Origin of the sequence: Thauera mechernichensis (genome assembly GCF_029588855.1) — a bacterium.
GTDB classification, from domain to species: domain Bacteria; phylum Pseudomonadota; class Gammaproteobacteria; order Burkholderiales; family Rhodocyclaceae; genus Thauera; species Thauera mechernichensis.
On sequence record NZ_JARQZE010000029.1, the window covers coordinates 1 to 22,958 of the forward strand.

27 protein-coding genes and 2 tRNA genes are annotated in these 22,958 nt (G+C 62.3%); 14 read left to right on the plus strand and 15 right to left on the minus strand.

The window, feature by feature from the left end; translation table 11 throughout:
* The coding region (locus P7F68_RS19375; RefSeq protein ID WP_277833863.1) for a 4Fe-4S dicluster domain-containing protein at window positions 1-137 on the plus strand (137 nt) is incomplete at its 5' end.
* 48 nt (window positions 138-185) lie between these two features.
* Here P7F68_RS19375 and P7F68_RS19380 read toward each other — a convergent pair.
* The 4 genes from P7F68_RS19380 to P7F68_RS19395 form a co-directional block, all read right to left on the minus strand.
* Complete coding sequence (locus P7F68_RS19380) at window positions 186-767, minus strand: GrpB family protein (protein ID WP_002936765.1); 582 nt, start codon at window positions 765-767, stop codon at window positions 186-188.
* 53 nt (window positions 768-820) lie between these two features.
* Complete coding sequence (locus tag P7F68_RS19385) at window positions 821-1,255, minus strand: YqaA family protein (RefSeq protein WP_002926633.1); 435 nt, start codon at window positions 1,253-1,255, stop codon at window positions 821-823.
* Between the two features lie 87 nt (window positions 1,256-1,342).
* Window positions 1,343-1,419: transfer RNA gene (locus P7F68_RS19390), tRNA-Met, on the minus strand.
* Window positions 1,420-1,517: 98 nt separating this feature from the next.
* Window positions 1,518-1,593 (minus strand) — tRNA-Thr (locus P7F68_RS19395).
* A gap of 110 nt (window positions 1,594-1,703) precedes the next feature.
* On the opposite strand from P7F68_RS19395, the gene P7F68_RS19400 reads away from it, so the two are divergent.
* On the plus strand, window positions 1,704-1,862 hold the full coding sequence (locus P7F68_RS19400; protein WP_198291742.1) for a hypothetical protein: 159 nt from the start codon (window positions 1,704-1,706) through the stop codon (window positions 1,860-1,862).
* Window positions 1,863-1,877: 15 nt separating this feature from the next.
* Here the strand turns inward: P7F68_RS19400 and P7F68_RS19405 are convergent, their stop codons facing one another.
* A complete protein-coding gene (locus tag P7F68_RS19405; RefSeq protein ID WP_002926635.1) occupies window positions 1,878-2,306 on the minus strand; it encodes a ProQ/FINO family protein in 429 nt (142 codons plus the stop codon).
* 240 nt (window positions 2,307-2,546) lie between these two features.
* Here P7F68_RS19405 and P7F68_RS19410 point away from each other — a divergent pair, with 240 nt between their 5' ends.
* Together P7F68_RS19410 and P7F68_RS19415 are read left to right on the plus strand one after the other, a co-directional pair.
* The gene (locus P7F68_RS19410) at window positions 2,547-2,882 is read left to right on the plus strand and encodes a hypothetical protein (protein WP_002926637.1); all 336 of its coding nucleotides are present in this window, start codon (window positions 2,547-2,549) and stop codon (window positions 2,880-2,882) included.
* Window positions 2,883-3,011: 129 nt separating this feature from the next.
* Complete coding sequence (locus tag P7F68_RS19415) at window positions 3,012-4,871, plus strand: GGDEF domain-containing protein (RefSeq protein WP_277835570.1); 1,860 nt, start codon at window positions 3,012-3,014, stop codon at window positions 4,869-4,871.
* 63 nt (window positions 4,872-4,934) lie between these two features.
* On the opposite strand, the gene P7F68_RS19420 is transcribed toward P7F68_RS19415, so the two are convergent.
* Window positions 4,935-5,306, minus strand: coding sequence for an H-NS family nucleoid-associated regulatory protein (locus P7F68_RS19420; protein WP_277835572.1), 372 nt, complete (start codon window positions 5,304-5,306; stop codon window positions 4,935-4,937).
* A 192-nt stretch (window positions 5,307-5,498) separates the two neighbouring features.
* Here P7F68_RS19420 and P7F68_RS19425 point away from each other — a divergent pair, with 192 nt between their 5' ends.
* Window positions 5,499-6,326 (plus strand): AraC family transcriptional regulator, encoded by an 828-nt coding sequence (locus P7F68_RS19425; protein WP_002936770.1) that lies wholly within the window; start codon window positions 5,499-5,501, stop codon window positions 6,324-6,326.
* Window positions 6,327-6,408: 82 nt separating this feature from the next.
* Window positions 6,409-7,377, plus strand: a complete 969-nt coding sequence (locus P7F68_RS19430) for a DMT family transporter (RefSeq protein ID WP_002936771.1) — start codon at window positions 6,409-6,411, stop codon at window positions 7,375-7,377.
* A gap of 72 nt (window positions 7,378-7,449) precedes the next feature.
* Here the strand turns inward: P7F68_RS19430 and P7F68_RS19435 are convergent, their stop codons facing one another.
* The 4 genes from P7F68_RS19435 to P7F68_RS19450 all read right to left on the minus strand — a co-directional run bounded on the left by P7F68_RS19435 (window position 7,450) and on the right by P7F68_RS19450 (window position 10,493).
* Window positions 7,450-7,779, minus strand: a complete 330-nt coding sequence (locus tag P7F68_RS19435) for a DUF5710 domain-containing protein (protein ID WP_002936776.1) — start codon at window positions 7,777-7,779, stop codon at window positions 7,450-7,452.
* Between the two features lie 84 nt (window positions 7,780-7,863).
* Entirely contained in the window at window positions 7,864-8,199 is a 336-nt protein-coding gene (locus P7F68_RS19440) for a hypothetical protein (RefSeq protein ID WP_002936783.1), read from the minus strand.
* 128 nt (window positions 8,200-8,327) lie between these two features.
* Window positions 8,328-9,566 (minus strand): tyrosine--tRNA ligase, encoded by a 1,239-nt coding sequence (gene tyrS / locus P7F68_RS19445; protein ID WP_002936787.1) that lies wholly within the window; start codon window positions 9,564-9,566, stop codon window positions 8,328-8,330.
* A 306-nt stretch (window positions 9,567-9,872) separates the two neighbouring features.
* On the minus strand, window positions 9,873-10,493 hold the full coding sequence (locus P7F68_RS19450; protein ID WP_277835574.1) for a 3'-5' exonuclease: 621 nt from the start codon (window positions 10,491-10,493) through the stop codon (window positions 9,873-9,875).
* Between the two features lie 213 nt (window positions 10,494-10,706).
* Here P7F68_RS19450 and P7F68_RS19455 point away from each other — a divergent pair, with 213 nt between their 5' ends.
* The 5 genes from P7F68_RS19455 to thpD all read left to right on the plus strand — a co-directional run bounded on the left by P7F68_RS19455 (window position 10,707) and on the right by thpD (window position 15,588).
* Window positions 10,707-11,591, plus strand: a complete 885-nt coding sequence (locus P7F68_RS19455; RefSeq protein ID WP_002936793.1) for a pirin family protein — start codon at window positions 10,707-10,709, stop codon at window positions 11,589-11,591.
* 497 nt (window positions 11,592-12,088) lie between these two features.
* A complete protein-coding gene (ectA, locus tag P7F68_RS19460; protein ID WP_277835576.1) occupies window positions 12,089-12,721 on the plus strand; it encodes a diaminobutyrate acetyltransferase in 633 nt (210 codons plus the stop codon).
* A 105-nt stretch (window positions 12,722-12,826) separates the two neighbouring features.
* Window positions 12,827-14,107 (plus strand): diaminobutyrate--2-oxoglutarate transaminase, encoded by a 1,281-nt coding sequence (gene ectB / locus P7F68_RS19465; RefSeq protein WP_277835577.1) that lies wholly within the window; start codon window positions 12,827-12,829, stop codon window positions 14,105-14,107.
* Window positions 14,108-14,189: 82 nt separating this feature from the next.
* Window positions 14,190-14,579 carry an ectoine synthase gene (locus tag P7F68_RS19470; RefSeq protein WP_277835578.1) on the plus strand — a complete coding sequence of 130 codons (390 nt, stop codon included), beginning with the start codon at window positions 14,190-14,192 and terminating at the stop codon, window positions 14,577-14,579.
* A gap of 16 nt (window positions 14,580-14,595) precedes the next feature.
* Window positions 14,596-15,588, plus strand: a complete 993-nt coding sequence (gene thpD / locus P7F68_RS19475; RefSeq protein WP_232431520.1) for an ectoine hydroxylase — start codon at window positions 14,596-14,598, stop codon at window positions 15,586-15,588.
* Window positions 15,589-15,724: 136 nt separating this feature from the next.
* On the opposite strand, the gene arfB is transcribed toward thpD, so the two are convergent.
* The 4 genes from arfB to P7F68_RS19495 all read right to left on the minus strand — a co-directional run bounded on the left by arfB (window position 15,725) and on the right by P7F68_RS19495 (window position 17,387).
* Window positions 15,725-16,129, minus strand: coding sequence for an alternative ribosome rescue aminoacyl-tRNA hydrolase ArfB (gene arfB / locus P7F68_RS19480; RefSeq protein ID WP_002936807.1), 405 nt, complete (start codon window positions 16,127-16,129; stop codon window positions 15,725-15,727).
* Complete coding sequence (locus P7F68_RS19485; protein ID WP_002936809.1) at window positions 16,126-16,383, minus strand: hypothetical protein; 258 nt, start codon at window positions 16,381-16,383, stop codon at window positions 16,126-16,128. The genes arfB and P7F68_RS19485 overlap by 4 nt, the downstream gene beginning before the upstream one ends.
* A gap of 366 nt (window positions 16,384-16,749) precedes the next feature.
* A complete protein-coding gene (locus P7F68_RS19490) occupies window positions 16,750-17,175 on the minus strand; it encodes a type II toxin-antitoxin system VapC family toxin (RefSeq protein WP_277835581.1) in 426 nt (141 codons plus the stop codon).
* Window positions 17,175-17,387: a FitA-like ribbon-helix-helix domain-containing protein gene (locus tag P7F68_RS19495; RefSeq protein ID WP_277835582.1), complete on the minus strand. Its 213-nt coding sequence runs from the start codon at window positions 17,385-17,387 to the stop codon at window positions 17,175-17,177. The genes P7F68_RS19490 and P7F68_RS19495 overlap by 1 nt, the downstream gene beginning before the upstream one ends.
* Window positions 17,388-17,770: 383 nt before the next feature.
* Between P7F68_RS19495 and P7F68_RS19500 the strand changes: the two genes are divergently transcribed.
* On the plus strand, window positions 17,771-18,877 hold the full coding sequence (locus tag P7F68_RS19500) for a site-specific integrase (RefSeq protein ID WP_277835584.1): 1,107 nt from the start codon (window positions 17,771-17,773) through the stop codon (window positions 18,875-18,877).
* Window positions 18,878-19,281: 404 nt separating this feature from the next.
* Here the strand turns inward: P7F68_RS19500 and P7F68_RS19505 are convergent, their stop codons facing one another.
* Entirely contained in the window at window positions 19,282-20,886 is a 1,605-nt protein-coding gene (locus P7F68_RS19505; protein ID WP_277835585.1) for an RNA-directed DNA polymerase, read from the minus strand.
* Between the two features lie 1,154 nt (window positions 20,887-22,040).
* Here P7F68_RS19505 and P7F68_RS19510 point away from each other — a divergent pair.
* A complete protein-coding gene (locus P7F68_RS19510; RefSeq protein ID WP_277835588.1) occupies window positions 22,041-22,595 on the plus strand; it encodes a hypothetical protein in 555 nt (184 codons plus the stop codon).
* Between the two features lie 86 nt (window positions 22,596-22,681).
* Window positions 22,682-22,958, plus strand: a 277-nt coding sequence (locus P7F68_RS19515; RefSeq protein ID WP_277835595.1) for a transposase, incomplete at its 3' end; no start/stop codon positions are given.

A 22,958-nucleotide genomic window follows, 5' to 3' on the forward strand; every position in this document is an offset into this window, starting at 1 on the left:
AGGAGGCTGGGCCGCGCCTGCAGATCAACGCCCAGAACTGTGTGCACTGCAAGACCTGCGACATCAAGGACCCGACCCAGAACATCAACTGGGTCGTGCCGCAGGGCGGCGAAGGACCGATCTACCAAGGGATGTAAGACCACACCGGCAGAGGGCACGACAGCGCGCCCTCTGCCGGTATCGATTCAGCCCTCCCGCCCCGCCCTCGCCGCACGCATGATGCGGGCGATGAAATCACCCTTGGCTTGCGCGTAAGCCCTGCGATCGTCCGGGCAGGCGGCAGCGATGCGGCATTTGAGCGCACCGTACTCCCTCGCAGCCTCGGGATGCGCGCGCAGGTAGTCGCGAAACAGCAGGCGCTCCCATTCCGAAGACCCCCTCTCAAGGAAGTGAATGTGGTGCGTGCGCCGTCCGCTGGCATCACGGCGAATGAACCACGCGTACTCGATGCCGGGCAAACCCGGCTGGCTCGCCCGCCAGAAGAACTCGCAGCCCTGCGCCTGCAATAGCGGCGCAATATGCTGCGCAACGTCGCTCATCGAACGCACCTCCACCAGCATATCGACGATAGGCTTGGCATGCAGCCCCGGCACCGCGGTGCTGCCGAAATGCTCGATACGCCCAATCATGTCTGGTGGCAGGCAGGCCCGCAGCCGCGCAGCCTCCTCCTCGAACGCGCGCGGCCAGCCGGGATCGTAAGGCACGATCTCGATACGCTCGCCAAGCGCGCGGGACACATGTTCTGGTTGCCGCAAGTACCCAGCCATCGCTGGCCAACCTCCTGCGTGTTACATCGTCCGTCAAGCGTACTCGCCAAGGCTCACCGCAAACCCAACGTAAGCGCAGCGATAAAGATATAGCGCCCCGCCTTCGCCACGGCGACGATGAGAACGAAGCTCCACAGCGGCTCTCGCATTACCCCGGCGAGTACTGTAAGCGGGTCCCCGATGACGGGCACCCAACTCAGGAGCAGCGACCAGCGGCCATAGCGATGGTAGCGCGCCTGGGCCTTCTCGAGCTGATCTGAACGCACCGGAAACCAGCGATACGCACGCCAGCGCTCGAGGTAGCGACCCAGCAGCCAGTTGACGACAGAGCCCAGGACATTACCGGCACTGGCAACGATAACCAGCGCCCACGGCGGATGAGCCGCATTGACCAACAAGCCGACGAGCACCGCCTCGGATTGCAGCGGTAACAGTGTGGCCGCGCCAAAGGCGGCAACGAACAAGCCGATGTAGGCAGCGGACAGCATGAAAGGCTTGGCCGGCTTGTATGCCGGCCCCTGATATCGGAAACACAAACAAAAAGGCCCACGCGGACGTGGGCCTTTTTGTTTGTTTGGTTGCGGGGGCAGGATTTGAACCTGCGACCTTCGGGTTATGAGCCCGACGAGCTGCCAGACTGCTCCACCCCGCGTCGGAGAAACAGAACTATAAACAATCGCTGCAGGAAAGTCAAAGTTTTTTTGCGCTGCAAAACTTCTGACCGTGTAAGCCGCGACTGCAGGAAAGACTTGGTGCCGGCAATAGGAATCGAACCCACGACCTTCTGATTACAAATCAGCTGCTCTACCAACTGAGCTATGCCGGCAACGGACGCGGATTATAGCCCAAGCGCAGCCGCAACGCTGCTGTTGGGCGCTTGCGCCAACAACTGTTTAAATATACAGTCTTCAAAACAAACAACGAGGAGCATGGATCATGGCAACGATTGGTACGCGCGCACTCTTGGCTCTCGGCTTGATCTCGGGGCTGATGATCGGCACTGGTCACATCGGCGGCGGGCTCGCCGTGTCGGTTGCGGCGACTGCGGCGGCCTGGCTCGCACGAGCTGGCACTGCCGACCACGACCCAGGCTAGGCCTGGGCGGCACACTCAACGGCCAAACTTGCTCATCAGTTGCTGCAGCTTTTCCTGTTTGCGCCGCTCAGCCTCTTCAGCCTCGCGCTTCTCGCGCTGCTGCTTGGCAACCGCCGCAAACCGCTCCTTGAGCAATTGCGCAGCGTGCGCGCGCTGCTCGTCGGTGACCTCGCCCGCCGGGTTGCCATCCAGATCGAAGCGCTGTGCGCTGCGCTCAACCGCCTTGAGGTAACGCGTCGAGGCCGTATGCATCCTCAACGCGACACGCAGCACCTTGCGTTCGAACTCAGGGAAACGCTCGAGAATCGCGTTGTCAATGCGCAGCGCGAGCGGCTTGCAGTCACGAAATGCGGCACACTCCGCCTCGAGGCGCTTGATCATCGCACGTGGCTCGATGCCGGGCTTCGCTTGGGCGGGCGTGGCGTCCAGCCCGGTCTCGGGCATCGTGGTGGCGGGGGGTGTTTGCGCAGAAGTCATCAGTTTGAGAACTCGGAATAAGCGGCACGCGTCTATACACGCGTGCAGGTAAGCGGAGCGGAGTGAGCCGACGACAGGCCCGCTTCACACCGCAAAGCTTGCATTCTAACGCGTCGCGATTGAAGCAGTCCGCCCGCCCGCTGCATCGACCTGCCCCTGCGACGCATTTGCAACAGCTGGACCACCATCACCGCGAGGACCACCATCATGACGCTCAAGCGCTGGAAACGGTTGCCCGGCTCACAGACCGCCCCTGCCGGCGTAGAGCGCGCCATACTGCGCCGGCTACCCATGGTTACGCTTGCCGGAACGATGGGCTGTATCGCCGCATCCCTGCTGGCCAGGCTGTTGTGGTGGGGTGACACCAGCATCGAAACCGCCCGTGCCTTGCAGATGATCGACATCTGGGTGATCGCGGCAGTCGTGCTGCACTGGACGGTCATGCTCACCCTAGCCATTGGGTGCACCATCGTCTTCGTCATGAAGGGACCGGCGTATATCGCAGACCGATACGACCTTCCAGACGAAAACCACCCACGCTGAGGCTCCGAAACACAGGAAACAGACAAAAGCCTGCTCGCGCTCGAAAGAGGCTCACCACCGGCTCGCTCGTGATATCCGGGCGAGCCTATAATCGGGCTGCATCCTTGCGCAGCTCAGGCCCTCCTCGACATGACCACGAATGGCAACCCGTCCGAAATCGCCCGTGAGACTCTACGCCAGCTGGCGATGCGGCGCGTTGCTCCGACGCCCGACAACTACCGCAAGCTCTATCACGAAATCGCAGGCACCAGCACCTCGGAGGATGCCCCCCCCGAGTCCGATCTGCGCAGGATCGTCCGTCGCCTCCCACGGGATACGCCAGAACGCCAGCGACAACTGCGCCAGCTCGATCAGGCGCTCGCGGAGAACGACGCCAAGGCGGCAGACGCGGCCCTGGAGCGCTACCTGGACGGCCTGAAGCAGTCCGAGCAACCGGCCTGGAACGAGGTCATCGCAAATCTGGTCCGCCAGTGGGAAGCGCGCCAGAACGGCTGGACGACTGCACGCAAGCGCGAGGCGCTGGACCGGGTACTCAACGCCTCGGACGCCGCCACGCTTTACAGCCGCCTGCAGGGGCTTCTGCGCGGCTGGACCCAGGCCGGAACCGACTCCGACGCGGACAGCATGCACGGCACTCAGGACGCGTTTGCCCAGGAGCGCCCCTCGGCTCGCCCCCTCGCATCCATCCCAGCGGCGAACGCACCACATCCGCTCAAGCAGGCGGACCCCGTATCGGCCCACGACGAGTCCAGACATGGACACCTGGACGCTGTACGCGAGTTGCTCGAGCTGAGCCTGCACCAGGCCATCCCCGCCCTGCTGACCGAACACGCCGATCTGGCCGCCGAGGCGAGATCGATCGCAGCAGAACTCGGCGAACAGCTCGATACCCCAGCACTCACCCAACTGCGCGACCGTCTGCGCAAGCTCACGCACGAGATCGAGATCACCGCCGCCGACGACGCCGAAGTGCGCAGCGGCCTGCTCGAATTGCTCCGCCTGCTCCTTCGCAACATCGATGACCTCGTCCTCGACGACGCCTGGCTCAGCGGCCAGGTCGAGATGCTGCGCGAGATCACCGAGAGCAAACTCGACGCCCGCAAGATAGACGACGCAGGACAGCGTCTGCGCGAACTGATCTCCAAGCAAGGTCAGCTCAAGAGCAACCTGGTTGCCAGCCAACGCCACCTGCGCGACATGCTGGCGGGCTTCGTCGACCAGCTGGCGCGCTTCTCCGAGAGCACAGGCACCTACCACGACCGCATCGGCACCTGCGCCCAACGCATCGCCCAGGCTGGCAGTATCGCGGAGATCGGCCCCTTGCTCGACGAGGTCATGCAGGAAACCCGCAGCATGCAGGACGAGGCGCGCCGATCACGCAGCGAACTGCTCGCCGCACGCGAGGAGGCCAGCGCCGCACAGGCGCGTATCACCGCCCTGCAGGCCGAACTCGATGAGTCGAGCCGGCTCATGCGCCACGACCAGCTCACCGGTGCCCTCAACCGCCGAGGCCTGGACGAGATGTTCCAGAAGGAGGCCGCACGGGCAGTGCGCCGTGGCACGCGACTAGCCGTGGCCCTGCTCGACATCGATCACTTCAAGAAGCTCAATGACAGCCTCGGCCACAAGGTGGGCGACGACGCCCTCGTCCACCTGTCGCGCATCGTCAGACAGCACCTGCGCCCGCAGGACGTGCTCGCGCGCTTCGGCGGCGAGGAGTTCGTGATCCTGCTCCCGGAAACCTCGGACGATGAGGCCTATCAGGCGCTCGTGCGCCTGCAGCGCGAACTGACGCGGGAGTTCTTCATGGCCGACCACCAGAAGGTCGTCATCACTTTCAGCGCCGGCGTGACCCCGCTCTTGCCGGGAGAAGCATTCGAGGTCGCGCTCGATCGCGCCGACGGCGCCATGTACCAAGCCAAGCAGGCAGGTCGCAATCGTGTCGTGGTAGCGCCGGCGCCCACCGAAAAAGGAATCACGGGGAGCTGAGCGCGTGCCTGACGGGTCGCCTCAGCGCCCCTGCCCCAGTTCCTCTACCTCAGCACCACTGGTTTAGAACTTTCGTCTCGGCCGGCTGCGCAGCAGCTGCTCGGCCGCGTTCTCCATCGCACTCCAGGATCCGCCATGCGCGAGATAGGCCGTTACCCACTCCGGCGCCGCGCCCTCGCCGGACCAGCACAGGGAACGACTGGCCGGATGCACATAGCGAATCGTCACCTCTTCGGCGACGCTGGCTGGCTGTGCTGGTGAAGCAAGCTCTTCGCCCCCCTGGGTCGGCTCGGGCGGCACGACAGGCTCAGGCACGACCTCCACGACGGCTTCATCGCACCGGGCACGCTCCTCGCGAACCGAGATCTCATTGCAGACCTCGACAAGCATGGCCTCCAACTCTTGCAGGGAGTGCTCGGTCAGGTCGATCGACATTGGAAAGCTCTTCGGAAGACGGGGTCGCCATCATACTCGGCGCACCCCGTTCTCGGGCAGTGGGTTACCGCGCCCAATCGCATCAGACCCCGCAGCAGTCAGCCGCGGCCTACCGCGCCACCATCCTCCCCCCGCAAACACAGGGCATGCGGCTAGACTTCAGGCCCGTGCCTCCCGGCCCTGACGACTCCCATGCAAGGCGTCCCCGAACACTTCGAACACATCACAGACAAGGCCGAGTTCCGCCGTCCACCGGGCAGAGCGGGCATCGAGCTGTATCGCGCCCATATCGTTCGCCACCACTTCGACGCCCATACCCATGAGGCGTATGGCTTCGGCGTCATCGAGCATGGGGTCGAGCGCTTTCGTCTCGCCGGCTCGGATCACCTCGCGGCTCCCGGCTCCATTGTGCTGATGAACCCCGACGCACTGCACACGGGCCGCGCCGAAACCGAGCAGGGTTGGGCCTACAGCATGATCTACATCGATCCGGACCTTCTGGCGCGAGCAAGCGGCGACACGCAGTGGTGGTTCTCGAGTGCCGTCGTGGACGACGACCCTGTACGCGCGCGTCGCCTCACCGCACTGCTTCATGCACTGTGGCGGGAGGCCGACCCACTCGCCATCGACAGCCTGCTGTTGCTGCTCGTACGCGAGCTGCAGCCCCATGCCCGCTCGCCTGCGCCGGCGCGCGCCGAAAAAGCCCACTGCTTCAACCGCGTCATCGACTACATGCGCGCGCATCTGGGCGAGCGCATAACGCTCGAGGCGCTCGCAAGCGTCGCCGGACTCAGCCCTTTTCATTTCCTGCGCTGCTTCCGGGATCAGCACCATGTCACCCCGCAGCAGATGTTGATGGCACTCCGCCTGTTCGAGGCCAAGCAAGGCCTGGCTGCCGGCAAAGCACCTGCCGAGGTGGCGGCTGACGTCGGCCTCGCCGATCAGGCCCACCTGACACGCGCCTTCGCGCGCCGCTACGGTGTCACCCCCGCACGTTACCAGCGCCAGGTTCGGCCCTGAGCCCCCGGCAGGCGCAAGATGGTACAAGACACGCATCAGGGCGGGCGATGAAACTCCCGCATCGTCATCGGGAGCACGTTTCATGTGGGTGGGTATCGGGTTCGCGCTTGCGGCGGGCATGCTTTGGGGTCTGGTATTCGTCGGCCCACTGCTGTTGCCCGACTATCCGGCGGCCCTGCAGTCGTTCGGGCGCTACCTCGCCTTCGGGCTGATCGCCCTGCCCCTGGCCTGGCTCGACCGCGGCGAACTGGGCCGTCTCCACCGCAGCGACTGGATCGAGGCGCTCAAGCTCGCACTCATCGGCAACCTGCTCTATTACCTGTTTCTTGCAAGTGCCATCCAGCGTGCAGGCGCCCCGCTGCCCACCATGATCATCGGCACCCTGCCGGTGGTCATCGCCATCAGCGCCAACTGGCGCAACCGCGAGCGCGACGGCATGCTGCCCTGGCCGCGGCTTGGGCCAGCGCTCATCCTCATCGCCCTAGGCCTGGCTTGTGTGAATCAGGTGGAAATGTCCGCGCTCGCCGCGCAAGGCAGCGACGGCAACACGCGCTACCTGAGCGGCGCCGCGCTTGCCATCGGCGCCGTCGCCTGCTGGACCTGGTACCCGCTGCGTAACGCCGACTGGCTGCGTGCGCATCCGGATCGCAACCCGCGCGCTTGGGCAACGGCGCAGGGCCTCGTCACCCTGCCGCTGGCCTTGACCGGATACATCGGCTTCTGGGCCTGGCTCATCATCGATGGCAACCCCATGCCCATGCCCTTCGGCCCACGTCCGGAGGTGTTCATTGGCCTGATGGTGAGCATCGGCCTGTTCGCATCCTGGCTCGGCACCCTGTGCTGGAACGAAGCCAGCCAGCGCATGCCGACCGCAGTGGTGGGGCAACTCATCGTCTTCGAGATGCTCGCGGCACTGACCTATGCATTCATCTGGAAGGAGCAGTGGCCGGACGCCCTGACGCTGACCGGCATTGGCCTCGTCCTCGCCGGCGTCCTGTCCGCACTGCGGATCAAGCCGGTTCGCAGGGTCAGCAGCGAACCGCGGCGGTAGCCATTGATCCACCCTGCGCAAGCGTCTATCGCCGCTGCACGCGTACTCGGCGACGCAACAGCCTTGTCCCGCTCAACGCCCGCGCTGGGGTTCGGGCCACGTCTGCAAGCGGCACTTCTCGCAGTCGTCCCAAGGCAGGCAGTCACACACCCGCGGCAGCGCAACATAGCGGCTGCCTACCTGCACCTTGCCCTCCTGCGTCCGAGATGAAGCCGGATCACGGCGCGGCACAGGCGACGGTGGCGGAGACGATGCGTCGTGGGGCGTCGGCTGCCAGCGCAAGAACGGCGCCACATCGACGCCGTCGCCAAGGTACCAGAGCTTGCGCGCAGCATCCCAGCGCGCACCCAGCCTCTTCGCCTCGTCCTTCTCTGCGAACGGAACCTTCAGGTTGTGGCGCATGGCGGCATCGCTGTATTCATGACAGGGGGCGCATTATAGGCGCGCCGGGCCGGGTATCACTCTTGCATCCAGGCACAGCGCCAGTCACCCCTTTGCCTGCGCGTCCCGGTCCGCCTGATCGAGATCGGCCTGTGCCTTGGCAGCCAGCAACTCCGCGTCCATCTTGTTCTTGGCGAAGGCAATGGCCGCTCTTCCCACCACGATCATCACCCCGGCAACGAGCACGATCGACAACAAGGAGGCCCGATTGTCCGGGCTGGCCTGCATCGCACCCACGCCATCCTTGGTCTCTTGCCCACTCTGTTGAACGGGCACCTGCGTGCTTGTCCTTGCCGCAGGCTCCGGCGGGGTTTCTGCCCGGACAACGCCCGCCGACAGGCAAACCCAAATGCCAAGCACGATGACTGCCACGCGTTTCATAGACGACCTCATTCGCAAACCTCTTTGTTCCCGCATCATGCACCGACCAACGCGTCAGCAACTTGCGACAGCTCAAGCCCGTCCTCAGCGCTGCGCGCAACAACCAAGGACAGGCTCGACCCCGTCTGCTAGGCCGACACGACGATACGCAGGTGCTGCTTGCGTCCGGCGGCCAGGCGCCACTCACCTGCGGCCGAGGGCAAAGGCAGATCCGCATTCGTGACCTGGATGCCGTCCAGGCGCAAACCGCCTCCAGCCGCCAGTCTCCGGGCAGCACTGCGGGACGGCGTCAGCCCACCCTCCACCGCAAGCTCGGCAAGCGTAAGCCCAGCGCTGACGCGGACCGGATCAACGACCAGGGTAGCGAGCCCGTCGTCGCTTTCACCGCCACCAAAAAGCCCCGCAGCGGTCCTTGCGGCGCGCTCGGCAGCACCATCGCCGTGCGCAAGCCGCGTCGCCTCCGTGGCGAGAAGGACTTTCGCCTCATTCAGTTCTGCACCCTGCAGCCCCCCCAGGCGTCGAACCTCGGTCATGGGGAGCTCGGTGAACAGCGCGAGGAAGCGGCCAACATCGCGGTCATCCACATTGCGCCAGAACTGCCAGAACTCGAACGGTGCCAGCCGGTCAGCGTTGAGCCACACCGCACCCGCGGCAGACTTGCCCATCTTGCGTCCGTCCGCAGTCACCAGCAACGGCATCGTCAGCCCGAACAGTTCGCCTCCGCCTTGCCGCCGTGAGAGCTCTACACCGTTGATGATGTTCGCCCACTGGTCGGCGCCACCGACCTGGATCGTGCAGCCGTAGCGTTCCGCCAACTGAGTGAAGTCGAACGCCTGCAGCAAGGTATAGCCGAACTCCTGGAAGCTCAGCGAATGCGCCAGGCGGGTGCGCACAGCGTCGAAGCTCAACAGCCGATTCACGCTGAAATGCCGTCCCACCCGGCCAAGAAAATCCAGGTAGCCGAGCCCATCGAGCCATTCCGCGTTGTCGACCACGAGCGCGCCGTCGGCGCTGTCGTCCATACGCAAGTACCGGGTGAAGGCCGTGCTGATACCGCGAAAATTGGCCGCAATGGTCGCCGCGTCGAGCATCGGCCGGCTCGTGTCCCTGAAGCTCGGATCGCCGATACGAGTCGTGGCACCGCCCATCAACAGTATTGGCCGATGCCCTGCGCGCTGCATCCAGCGCATCAGCATCAGGCCCTGCAGATGGCCAACGTGCAGGCTGTCTGCGGTACCGTCGAACCCGAGATAGATGCTGCGCGCCCCACTGGCCAGCGCTCTACGCAGGCCGTCGGCGTCGGTGCATTGATGGATGAAGCCGCGCTCTTCCAGAAGGTGGAAGACGTCGAAAGTATCGTGATGCATGGGGTCTCCTGATGAGGACGGGGCAAATAGCCCGAGGGAGACCGCCAATCAGCTCAACCAGTCCGCCTCGGGCGGACTGGGCGCGCGCGCCGCTACCGCCGTGGTAAGCGGTAGCCGTAATAACGAACGCGGGAAACGAGATTGCTGCGGAGCATGGCTGCATCGTATCAAGGTTTGCATCGCCTGGGGAGGCGGGCCGAGCAGTCGCGAGGGCTCTTGGCCGCAGCCGCGCGCGCATGCGCCGACCGCTAGGTCATGGCAGCCTGCTCAAGCCGCCCGGTCTCCAGCCAGCGCCAGCACCGCCCGTCAGCCGCTGGTCTTGCCGCGGGCAGCCGCCAGGCATGTAGGCAGCTGCGCCTTCGACGTGCGCTGGATCTGCCGCAGCAGATCGACCGACACCCTTGGCACCTGATGGCGAAGCCGCAGTTCATCCTCCAGCCTAAGCAGCAGGCTCGCCGCCATCTCGGCATCGGCCAGCGCACGGTGGTAGCGCCCCGCAACCGGCAAGTTGGCGTACTGGACCAGCACGCCCAGCTTATGGCTGGGTGCAGCGGGCAGCAGACGCCGCGACAGCAGCAGCGAGCATACGAAGTCCTGCTCCCTGCTGCGCTCGATGCGCGCCAGCTCCGCATCCCAGAACTTGGCGTCGAACGAGGCGTTGTGGGCGACGATCGGCATGTTGCCGACGAAATCGGACACCTCGCGCATGACCTCGCCCGCCGCCGGCGCGCTGCGGATCATCGCGTTCGTGATACCGGTCAGCGCCTCGATGTAGGCCGGAATCCGCACTCCTGCGTTCATCAGACTCTGGTAGCGATCGACCACACGCCCATCCTCCACGATGACCGCTGCGATCTCCGTGGCGCGGTCACCCTGTGCGGGCGACAACCCCGTGGTCTCGAAATCAATCACTGCCACCGCTTCCATGCTCAGCACCTTTTCAGGCCGTGGCGCATGAGGGCATGCGCACCTTGGCGACCGGGCCGGATTATAGGCAGAGTAAGCACTGCCGGAGCAGTCCAGCGCAACCCGCCAAGACAGCACATTGCATCGACTCGCATATCAGCCAAGCGCCGGCATCACTTCGGCGGTTAGAATTTTCGCCAGCGCTCGGCAGGCTCACCATCAAGGACACCGACCATGAATCCGATCGTCCGCATCCAACCGCGCAGCGCCGACCTCGGCGACGGCATGCTCGTGCGCCGCGCGCTCCCCAATCGCCAGCAGCGCATGATTGGCGCGTGGTGCTTCCTCGATCACGCCGGCCCAGTGCAGTTCGAGCCCGGCAAAGGCATGCACGTCGGCGCGCACCCGCACATCGCCCTGCAGACCTTCACCTGGCTGATCGAGGGCGAGGTCCTGCACCGCGACAGCCTGGGCAACGAGCAGATCATCCGCCCTGGCCAGGTCAATCTGATGACCGCTGGGCACGGCATCGCCCATACCGAGGATTCGCTGCATGACGGCGAGCGGCTGCACGCGGCACAGCTGTGGATCGCCCTGCCGCCGGAACACAAGGATTGCCCGCCCGCCTTCGAGCACTACGCCGAACTGCCGCACTGGCGCGAAGGCAGCGCAGAACTGACCCTGCTCGCCGGCCGCTACGGTGAGCGAACCGCAGCGGCGCGCATCCACTCCCCGCTGGTCGGCATCGACATCGCCTGCGACAGCACCAGCAACATCACGCTCCAACTGGACCCCGGTTTCGAGTACGGCCTGATGCCCCTCGTTGGCGACGCAATGGTCGACGGCGAAACCATCAGCGCGGACGAACTCGCCTACCTCGGCAAGGGACGCAGCGAACTTCAGCTTGCGCTACCCGCAGGCGCTCGGGTGCTGTTCCTGGGGGGCGAGCCGTTCGAGGAACCAGTGCTGATGTGGTGGAATTTTGTGGGCTTCAGCAAGGAAGACATCGCGCAGGCACAGACCGAGTGGGAACAAGGAGCCGCCCGATTCGGAACGATCGGCGACGGCCAGGCACCGCGACTCGTTGCACCGCCCCTGCCGTGGCGAAACGGCAGTTGACCACACTCGGACTCAGCCGCAGGCACGACACCGCCGACGTCGACGGGCCCTCGATCTCTGGTGTCGCTCAAAAATTGGGCAGTGCTCGAATCAGGCCGAGTTTCAACGGCTCAGCCGGGTTATCCACAACTCCTCCCACAACCCTGTCCCCATCGGCTGGGGACAAGCGCGACAGGCTCGGACGGAGCTTGCGGGCATCACTTGCCACGGACTGGCCGATATTCGCAGCCGACGGCCACCGATTCCATGCCCTGGTCCAGCGACTGCATTCGCCCGACATCGCAGGCTTGATGTGAACGGGATGCTCAGGTAAGGTAAAAAAGGATTTGCGCAAATGCACTAAATCCCTCCCGCTGCTCAAGGGGCCGATTGATCGGCCATTCATGCCGTGCAGCGGGCGATCGTTCAACGGCCAATGCGTCGCTTGAGTTTTTTGAGGGCCCTCACCTGGGCCGACCGACCGCGGTGCCCGCCCCAAGGCGCTGACGTGGTCTGACATGTCGCACTTCACCCCGCTGTGGGTGCGGCATGCCACCAGAACAACCCACGACATGAACCGTACCGACACGCCTTCGCCCATCCGCTCCGCCCCCCAATCTCGCATCCGTTTCCGTAGCACGCGCCCGAGCGATGGCACCGCTCTCTGGCAATTCGTCCAGTCCACCGGCACGCTGGAGCCGAATTCGGTCTATTTCTACGTTCTGTTCGCCGCCGACTTCGGCGACACCTGCCTTGTGGCCGAGCAGGACGGCCGCATCGTCGGCGCCGTCATCGGCTTTCATCCGCCGCGCGAGGCCGACACCGCCTTCGTCTGGCAGGTGGGGGTGCTGCCCGAGCAGCGCGGCCAGGGCCTCGGCCTGCAGCTGCTGCAGCAATGGTTGAGCCTGCCGGCCAACGCCCGCTGCCGCTGGGTGACAGCCACGGTAGCGGACGACAACAAGGCCTCGCGTGCCCTGTTCCAACGACTGGCGCGCGAACATGACACCGGCTGCCAGGTGACCCCCCACTTCACCGCCGACCTGTTTCCATCAGGCCACCCCGCCGAGCCGATGCTGCGCGTGGGTCCGATTGCGCGCCATACGCCCGCCCGCGGCGTTCAGTCCCAGCTCGAGAGCCCCATTCCGGTCTGACCGGCTTCGTGCCGTACAGGGCACTCGCAGGCGCGAGCGCCCGGATGTCGCTCGTCCTATATCGAGCGCAGACCCGCCCATTTCGACCAGAGGAGTTATCTCATCATGAACACATTCGAACAGTACGAATCCGAAGTCCGCGGCTACTGCCGCAGCTTTCCCGCGATGTTCACCAGCGCCAAGGGCGCGTGGATGATAGACGCCGAGGGCCGCCGCTACCTCGACTTCTTCTGCGGCGCGGGCGTGCTGAACTACGGTCACAACCCCGACAAGATCAAGCAGGCCCTGCTGGCCTACCTGATGCGCGACGGCATTACGCACTCGCTGGACATGTACACCGAGGCGAAGCAAGCCTTCATCGCCCGCTTCAACGACGTCATCCTGCAACCGCGGGGCCTGCGCTACAAGTTCCAGTTTCCCGGGCCGACCGGCACCAATGCGGTCGAAGCTGCGCTGAAGCTGGCGCGCAAGGTGACCGGACGCGAGCAGGTGGTCGGCTTCACCAATGCCTTCCACGGCATGACGCTGGGCGCGCTGGCGGTGACCGGAAACGGGTTCAAGCGCGCCGGTGCCGGCGTGCCGCTCGGCCACACCGCCTCCGTTCCGTTCGATGGCTATCTTGGCGAAGGCACGGACACGCTCGACTACTTCGAGGCGCTGCTCAAGGACGAGGGCAGCGGGATGGACAAGCCTGCCGCGGTCATCGTTGAGACCGTGCAGGCCGAGGGTGGCGTGAACGTCGCCAGCGTCGAGTGGCTTCAGCGTCTGCGCCGCATCACCGAAGAACACGGCGTTCTGCTCATCGTCGACGACATCCAGGTCGGCTGCGGCCGCACCGGAGCCTTCTTCAGCTTCGAGGACGCAGGGATCGTGCCTGACATCGTCACGCTGTCCAAGTCCTTGTCGGGCTATGGCCTGCCGCTGGCGCTGGTGCTGATCAAGCCCGAACTCGACCAATGGGCGCCGGGCGAGCACAACGGCACCTTCCGCGGACACAACCCAGCCTTCGTCACCGCCACTGCCGCGCTCAGGTTCTGGCAGGATGGCTTGCTCGCCGAGGATGTGGCACGCAAGGCCGGGCTGGTCGAAAAGCGCCTGACCGACATCGTCGCAAAGCATGCTCCCGGTGCGCGGGTGCGCGGGCGCGGGCTGATCTGGGGCATCGAGTTCGATGACACGCAACTGGCGGCGCGCATCTCACAGGCGTGCTTCAAGCGCGGGCTGATCATCGAGACCGCGGGCATCGACGACCAGGTGCTCAAGCTGCTCCCGAGCCTGACCATCGCCGAGGAGGAACTGCGGCACGGTCTGGATGTGATCGAAGCCGGCTTGCGCGAAGCCCTGAGCGTCGACAACGCCTCGCCGGCGATCGAAGCCGCGGCCTGAGGCTACCGGCAGCCCTGCCCCCTTCTTTCACCTCCCGCGCCCCCTTAAAGGCGGGGCACACCCTACATGCGAGGACACCCCAATGATCGTGAAGCACCTGGACGACGTCATCGGCACCGCCGCTGACGTGGATACCGAAGGCTGGAACAGCCGTCGCCTGATCTACAAGGATGCTGGCGTCGGCTATTCCATCAACGACACCATCATCAAGCCCGGCACCGAGCATGAGTTCGAGTACCGGAACCACTTCGAGACGGTGTACTGCATCGAAGGCGAAGGCGAGATCATCGACCTTGCCACCGGCGTGACCCACGCCATCCGCCCCGGCACCCTGTACTGCCTGAACCAGCACGACCGCCATGTCCTGCGCGCCAACAAGGGCCGCCACATGCGCATGGTGTGCGTGTTCAATCCGCCGCTGACCGGGCGCGAGGTGCATGACCAGACCGGCGCTTACGCGCTCGCCGACTGAGTGGATGGGCAAGGCCATGATGAGCATGACCGGCATGAACGCCGCCCGCCCCACGCTGACGCGTCCGCGCGCAGATGACCGCTACCCCTCGCGCTTCGACCCCGAGCCGCAGATCGGCCCGCGCCTGGATCCGGTGACCTACCCGCATGCCACTGCGGGGCCGCTGAACGCCGAAGCGCTGCGTTTCTACGAAGAGAACGGCTATCTGCACTTCGATCAATTGCTCGATGCCGGCGAGGTGCAGGACTGCCTGAATGAGCTGGCGCGCCTGCGCACCGATGAATCGGTCAAGGACCTCGATGAGGCAGTCATCGAGCCCGGCAGCCGGGAGTTACGCTCGATCTTCGCCGTGCATCGCAGCAGCGCAGTGCTCGCACGCCTGGCTAACCATCCCAGGTTGGTTGCGATCGCCGAGCAGCTGCTCGGCAGCAAGGTGTACATCCACCAGTCGCGCGTGAACTACAAGGGCGGCTTTCGGGGCAAGGAATTCTACTGGCATTCCGACTTCGAGACCTGGCACGTGGAGGACGGCATCCCCGCCATGCGCATGGTGAGTTGCTCGATCGCGCTCACGGCCAACACGCCGCACAACGGCCCGCTGATGATCATCCCCGGCTCCCACCATCGCTATGTGCGCTGCGTGGGCGCCACCCCCGAGAACCACTACAAGGCCTCGCTCAGGCAGCAGGACATCGGCGTGCCGGACGAGACCAGCCTGAGTCGGCTGGTCGAGGACTTCGGCATCGTCGCGCCGACGGGCCCAGCGGGCGCGGTCACCTTCTTCGAGTGCAACGTGATGCACGGATCCAGCTCGAACATCACCCCCTTGCCGCGCAGCAACCTGTTCATGGTGTTCAACAGCGTGAACAACACGCCAGTCGCCCCCTTCTGCGGACTGGAGCCACGTCCCAACTTCATCGCCGAACGGGAGGACTTCACCCCCGTGGGGCAAGGGACTGACGGGGGCGACCCGTGCGACGCGGAGGCCAGGGCTCTCACGCCAGCCTGAGGCGCCGCGTTTGCATCGGTGATGCCGAAAAGCAAGCCGGCGTTGGAATTGGCGCGCTCGATGATGGACGAGTGCGCACGCCTGCTGGACGCTGATTGATGCGGGACACTGACTGAGCCTCGACGGGACAAGCCGATCAGTCGCTCACCCTTCCGCGCGCGGCCTTGATCGACGCCCGCTGCGCCTTCCCCTCCAGCCTGCGGGTGACCGACGCACGCGTCGGCCGGGTCGCACGGCGCGCCTTCGGGGGCGTCGCGACACGCTCGATCAACTCTTCCAGCCGGCGCAGCGCCTCGGTGCGGTTCTTCTCCAGGCTGCGAAACTTCTGCGCCTTGATGATCACCACGCCTTCCTTGCTGATCCGATGGTCGTGCAGGGCGAGCAGTCGCGCGCGGATGTCCTCCGGAAGGCTCGATGCCGTGATGTCGAAGCGCAAATGCACGGCGTTCGACACCTTGTTGACGTTCTGTCCGCCCGCGCCTTGCGCGCGAATCGCGGTGATCTCGATTTCGTCAGGAGAAAGGGGGAAGCGGGAGGTCATCGCTCGGGCAGGATAAGGTCATTCGGAAGGCAGTCGCTGCAGATCCGAAGCATCATGATTCCGATCGGCGACAGGCGCAACGACGCGAACTTGAGCCCGAGGATCTCCGCGTATTCACGCGTCTGCTGCACCCCTGTCTCCGCGGGCAGCCCTGCGTCCTTTGCCTCGACCACGGCAAGCGGAAAATCGCGACAGAAGTACGGCAGGTAGTCGGCCCGCTTCTGTTCGCCTCGCTGCGCCTTACCGCCCGCCACGACGATGCGGCCGTTGGTGAAGGTCCGCTACTCACCGATCACATGAGGAGCCGCTCCCCCAACCCGCCTCGATCAGCCAAGGCGTGACGACTCGCGGCAGGTATCCGCTTCGGCAATCACGCCTGTTCGTACGGACGCCTCTTCCAGCCGTCCGCTGCAGCCAGAAAAGCATTTCTTGGCCAAACAGCACGAAATAAAGCAATTCGTGGCCAAAAGAATCTCGCGGAACCTCAGGCACTTTTTGCCGTTCTCGGCACTCGGTGGCATGAGACACCACTCCCGAAGGTCTGCCGACGAGCAGGGTTCCCGATTCTCGGCGCTCCTGAGGCTAGGCACCGAGGCTAGTGGAACGCGGCCGCTCGCCTCTCAGGTCACCAAGGGCGGGCTAAACGGATTGATGCACCGCACCCCGGCCGACTTGAAGTCTTCCGTGTTGCGCGTAACGACGGTTAGGTCGTAGATGAGGGCGATGGCTGCAATCTGCTTGTCGATGGGATGCTGAGGACTCGGTGACATCAGTCGGCCCCAGAGCTGAGCACAGTCGAGGTCAAAGCCCAGAATACGGTCTGCATAGTCAGCGACCACCATATCCAGCCAGGCTTCGAGTCGCGCGGCCTGCTCGCGGTCACCGCGGTTACGGATGTTCTCTAGGCCCCGGCGAATCTCACCGATTGTCAGGACCGACAGATAGATGTCCTCCGCGGCCAGGGTGGCGAAAAAGGCGGTCACGCCCGGATCGGCACGCCCACCTTTTCGCAGCTCGCTGATGATGTTGGTGTCGAGCAGGTACATCAGCCCTGCCTGAGGTTGAAGTCTTCATCGGTACCCACGTCCGGCATGCTGGCCAGAACGTCTTTGAAGCTCCGCCGCGCAGGTCGCGCAAGCGCTGCCCGCAGGATTTCCCGATGCTCCGCCTCAGCGCTTCGACCGTGCCGCGCCGCAGCCTCTTTCAAAGCCTGCGCGACCGAAGGGTCGATGTTACGAACGACAAGATTAGTCGCCATCGCGCTCCCCTGATGATTGCAGTGATTGCATTGTAGCGAATGCCGCAATCATTGCAATCACCATCAAGGCCACAGGTTCGTCAGGACGCTGAAATCACTTACAAACGCGAGGGGAAGAAAATGTAGCCGCACTCCGTGTCCCCGTACGTCACGCTTTAGCTCACCGAACCCATACTGGGTAGCTCAGTCATGCGGGAAGCACAAATGAAAACGCCCAACTGAGAACAGTTGGGCGCTGAATTTTGGTGGACCGAAGGAGGATCGAACTCCCGACCTCTGCATTGCGAATTCAAAAACACCATCCCTATATCATTGGCCCTTGGCGTCATAAGCACATATTTGCCACAATACTGCCACACTCAGATCGAAAGTCACACTGACGAATGGCAACCATACGCAAGCGCGGCCCCTACCAGTGGGAGGTCCAGATCCGCCGCAAGGGCTACCCACCGCAGAACAAGACCTTCAACACCAAGGCCGAAGCCGACGCCTGGGCGGCGATGACAGAATCCGAGATGGCCCGCGGTGTGTGGATCAGCCGCGGCGAGGCGGAAGACACCACGCTGGAAGAAGCCCTCGACCGCTACGAAAACGAGATCCTTCCCGGCAAGAAGGGCGCTGAGCCGGAACGCTCCGTGATCCGCACCTGGCGCGCACTGAAGCTCGCCAAGCGCGCCCTCGCCTCCATCCGCAGCACCGACGTCGCCGCCGCACGGGACGAGTGGCTCAAGCTCTACAAACCGGCCACCATCCTGCGCCGGCTGGCGGTGTTGTCCCATCTGTTCAGCATCGCGCGCAAAGAATGGGGCATGGAGAGCCTGTCAAACCCGGTCGAGCTGGTGCGCAAGCCGCAAGCCAACAACGCGCGTACGCGGCGTATCGCCGAGGTCGAACAAACGACCAGCGAATCGTCGGACGAAGCAGACCAAGGGCGTGGCGCCAACGAAGGTGAGCTCGAGCGCATCGTCGCCACCACCGGCTCCACCCTCCTCCCCTCGATCATCTGGCTGGCCGTAGAGACGGCAATGCGCCGGGGCGAGATCGTCGACCTGCGCTGGGAACACGTCGACCTCAAGCGTCGGGTCGCACACCTTCCAGCGACGAAGAACGGCAGTGCCCGCGACGTGCCCTTATCGACCAAGGCGGTCGCCACGCTGCAAACCCTGCGCGACAAGCGTGCCAATCGGGACGCCAGGGTGACGGGGCGTGTGTTCAGCATCCGCAGCGATGCAGTCACGCGGGCGTTCGAGCGGGCTGTTACGCGCGCACGGAAGCTCTACGTAGATGAGTGTCGCGAAGCACAGCAGCGACCGGACGAACGCTTTCTGACCGACCTCCGGTTTCATGATCTTCGGCACGAGGCAACGTCACGTCTGGCGTCGATTTTCCCGATGCACGAGCTGACGAAGATCACGGGGCACAAGGATCCGCGGATGCTGATGAGGTACTACCATCCGAGGGCAGAGGACTTGGCGAAGCGGCTGGGGTGACGCTGTACGCGCCTCCCACACACCGAGAGACGATCACACTACCGGCGACGGCTGCTCGGCCTGAGGGGCCGTTGAGCCTGCCGCACGCATCGGTCGGCAATGTGCTGGTCACCTGCCATTCGTGTGCTTGTTGCGGTCAATGACCGCTTGCCACTTCAGCCCGCAGCCGAATCCGACCCGAAAGAGGTTCTCGACATTTAGGTTTTCGATTGGGCAGATTTTCTGAGGAGCATTCACCTGTGCGGAGGCTCACTGAAACGTCCTCGGGCGGAACGTACATTCGAGCGGCAAAGTCGAATCGACCGCCGAAAAATCGAAGCAGCTAATGGACCATGAGCAATCGGACGCTCACCCCCTGCGTAAGGCCCTCACCCAGCAGCCACTCGCCGCTTCAGATTGCATAATCAGAACGGGATATCATCGTCGAAATCAACCAAGAGTTCGTCTCCAATCACCGGAGACGCCACAGGCGGAGCCGGCAAAGGTGGAACCTCCGGAGCACCGGCAATCACCCATTCGATCATCCACTTATCGAGCAGCGACAGCGATCCGTTTCTCGACAATGACCTTAGCCACTTATCTCTCTCGTCTCTAGCCAGGACTTGCGCAGCAAAAATTACTGCACGTCGATCCCATGGACCAAGATTTAATACCTTGTCTTTATGCGTTCTAACCCATGACACGTTCCCGAGATTAACCGCGGCAGCCGCACGATACCGTAATCCATCAGAGTAATTCAGAACCTGTCTGATCTCATCATCTGAAACAAGTCCGCGATGCTTGGATATGTACCATGAAAACCATTCTGCGGTCGCCTTATCATCGAATGACTGATCGAACAACATTTCTTGTATCGCAGTGCGAATGTGATGAATATTATCCGGTCCTGTTACAGAATCAAGATACAACACCAAGTCGTTTATTACTGGTCTGTAGAAATACGATTTGCGAATTAGGTGAATAGCCAGATCTTTGACTTTATTTGCTTTTGCGCGGCGTATGATCGCTCGAGCGACTGCAAGATCAAGATACTCGTGCCTCTCAATTCGCTCTAGAGAATTGAGTAACTTTGCGCCCGCCTCTTCATCTAATTCGACAGGCGCAATCTTTGATTCGCAACCATATGGATTTCCGACCTCGATTTCGCTAAGAATTTCTAACTTCTCAATCTGGTATTGATTTTGAAGCTCTTCCTGTAGAAATAATTGCGATTCTACAATTCTTGTTTTCTCTCCAACCAAGCCAAGCCTATGATTCTGATGTAGATACAGAGTCAATTCCTGAAGTAGGATATCCAGCGCATGCTTGGAGTCAGAGAAAACCCTAATATCATCAACATATCTAACGTGCCGCATTCCCCTGTCCAGGATATATTGATCCACATCAACGAGGACAGCTTCACTAAGCACGATGCTTGCTGCAGGTCCAACAGGTATCCCTTGAGATGTATTGTTATTTATGGAAAGTAAGAAATGTTCAAGAGCTCTTCCCTGGCCATCTCCTGCTGCAGTAGAAACGGCGTTCTCCAGTCTATGGAGATAAATTCGATTATAAAAATCAGATATATCTGTTGCGATAACATATCTGTACTGGGTAGCCAGTTCCTCACATCGCGCCCTGTAATCTGAAAATCCAGACCCAGCAACGAAAAAGCCATAAGGGTCTGTTCTTATGCGATAAGAGCAAGCGATTTTTTTGTGTCGAGATTGGCGCGATGTCTCAATATTTTCGGAAACAGCGTGAACCGCGGCAGTGTAAATAATGGAGTCAACAGGATCTAATTGATGAACTACCCGGTAACCCCCTCTCGGTTTCCTCCAGGGGATAGCTATTGGATTGCCGAACGGCTGCCAGCCTGGACTGCTCAGGACTCGGACTACTTCGTCCCATTTGTACCAGAGGGCTCCGAACTCAAATGGCTTGGGAAAGAAGTCAGTATCGTAGTATGCGGTCAGATGGCGTCGGGAGAAACAGAGCGCATCTTCCGTTGTGAGCCTATTTATCGACATTGTATTTTTCGGAGGGTGTCTTCAGCGAAGATGCCGCGCTGAAGAATGGTGAAATATTTTGTCCTAAGGGTGGCGCATGTAAAACGGTGAACACCAAACAGCGTTGTCCGAACGTCTTCTACTTGGAGGCCGTTCGATGGACTCCACTGACTAGTTGTCGATGTTATCAGCATGGGTGAGGGGACGGTTGCTTGGGCCCCAGGTTTTCAGTAGGTCGTCAGTCAGCTTCCCGAGTAACGCGGACCCTCGAATATCAGGTTGCCAGCGGGAAAGAAGGCGCCGCTGAAGCCCAAAGACATCGGGGCCATCCGCATCCACCTTCAGAACGCGAACCAGCTGAGGGATCTGGCGCTGTTCAACCCGGGCATCGACAGTAAGCTTCGCGGATGCGATCTGGTCGCCCTCCGCGTTCGCGACTTGACTCATGGCAACCAGGTGTTGTCCCGCGCCGCCGTCATCCAGAGGAAGACGCACCGGCCAGTTCAGTACGAGCTGACCGAGCCGACGCGAACAACTGTGGCAGTACGGATCAGAAAGCAACGCTCAGACCGGAGGGCTTCCTCTTTCCGAGCCGGCTGCACCACTCGCCGCACGTGTCTACCTGACAGGGCGCGAGGATCGTCGAACAATGGGTGATTGCGGCGGGGCTGGATCCGTCCACCTACGCGACCCACTCCATGTGGCGGACGAAGGCGACGCTGATCTACAACCTGACCAAGAACATGCAGGCCGTGCAGCTCCTGCTTGGTCATTCCAAGCTTGAGTCCACCGTCCGTACCTCGGCATCGAGGTCGATGATGCCTTGGAGATCTCGGAGCAGATCGAGATCTGAGGTGTCACGGCCGTTCGCCGCGAGCTTAGGCGCTGACGAGCGGCCGCTTAGGGCGTCGATGCCGGCAGGGCCGTATCGGCCAGGAGCTGCCTGTCACCGCCCGATTCAGATAGCGGCCATCCGGGCGAGTCGGTATGCTCTCTGCCTATGTGCCATATGGGTCGCATCAACCCACTAATCTTTCGGCTGCTGCTGTTCCTGTCTTTTTATCTTGCCTTGCGCGTGGTTCCGGCATCTAAACAGTAACTTGCAGGGAAAGGCATCCGACATTCCGATGTCATGCGGCAGAACTGTCGCCATAAAATAAATTTAGGCCTATCCAATGAACCAGACCAACCGAACCAACTTACTCATAGCCTTTGTGGCTGCAATCTGCTCTTTAGTCGGCGGTCTTTCTGGCTCATACCTAACCGGGCATTTCCTCCTTAAATCAACTGAAGCACAAGTAGAAAAAGACATTGCAGTGCTTTCCTCACAGAATGCTCAGAAGAACCTTGAGAAAACCCAAGAGAAAGCAGAGGCATTTATTGTTGCCCTGCATGGTTTGATCGGATATTTCGAAAGTAATGATCGTTTTGTCGTTTCTGAGGCAAAAGCAAAAGTACGCGAGGCTGAAGCGAAAGCTTACGCTCTGGCTCCATACGTTAGCCCTGTGGTAGCCGCAAAAGGTCTTGAGGTTTGCCTTGCGCTAAGGTCTGCGGTAGATAGCGGCACTCCGAACGAGCGGAGTGAAAGCTTGAAGAAAGTAGTTTCATCTACTGCTGAGTGGGTAAAGGTCTATTACGAAGAAGTTGGTAAGTATCAATCCCAATCGATGCCCGAGAAATGGAAATACGATCTTCTTGGCCCGCTATTAGGCGGTCTACTGAAGCAATAAGGCCTAACAGCGTGATGCAAAAGGCTGTGAACGATCCGAAAAGCTGCCTGTCATAGACGTATCTCCAGACTCCTTGTCCTGCAACGATGCGCGGCCAACTCGACCCCCAGTCCTCGATGTTCCACTACTTCTCGCCGGAGTCGCGCGTACCGGTAGATTATCCGTTGCGACGGGTGAAGCGTTTGGCGGACCGCGCCCTGGCCGCCATTTCTGCTGAGCTGGACGCGTTGTATTCGTCGGTCGGCCGCCCGTCGATTCCGCCAGAGCGTCTGCTCAAGGCGCAATTGCTGATTGCGCTGTATTCGGTTCGCTCGGATCGGCAGTTCTGCGAACAACTTGACTACAACATCCTGTTCCGCTGGT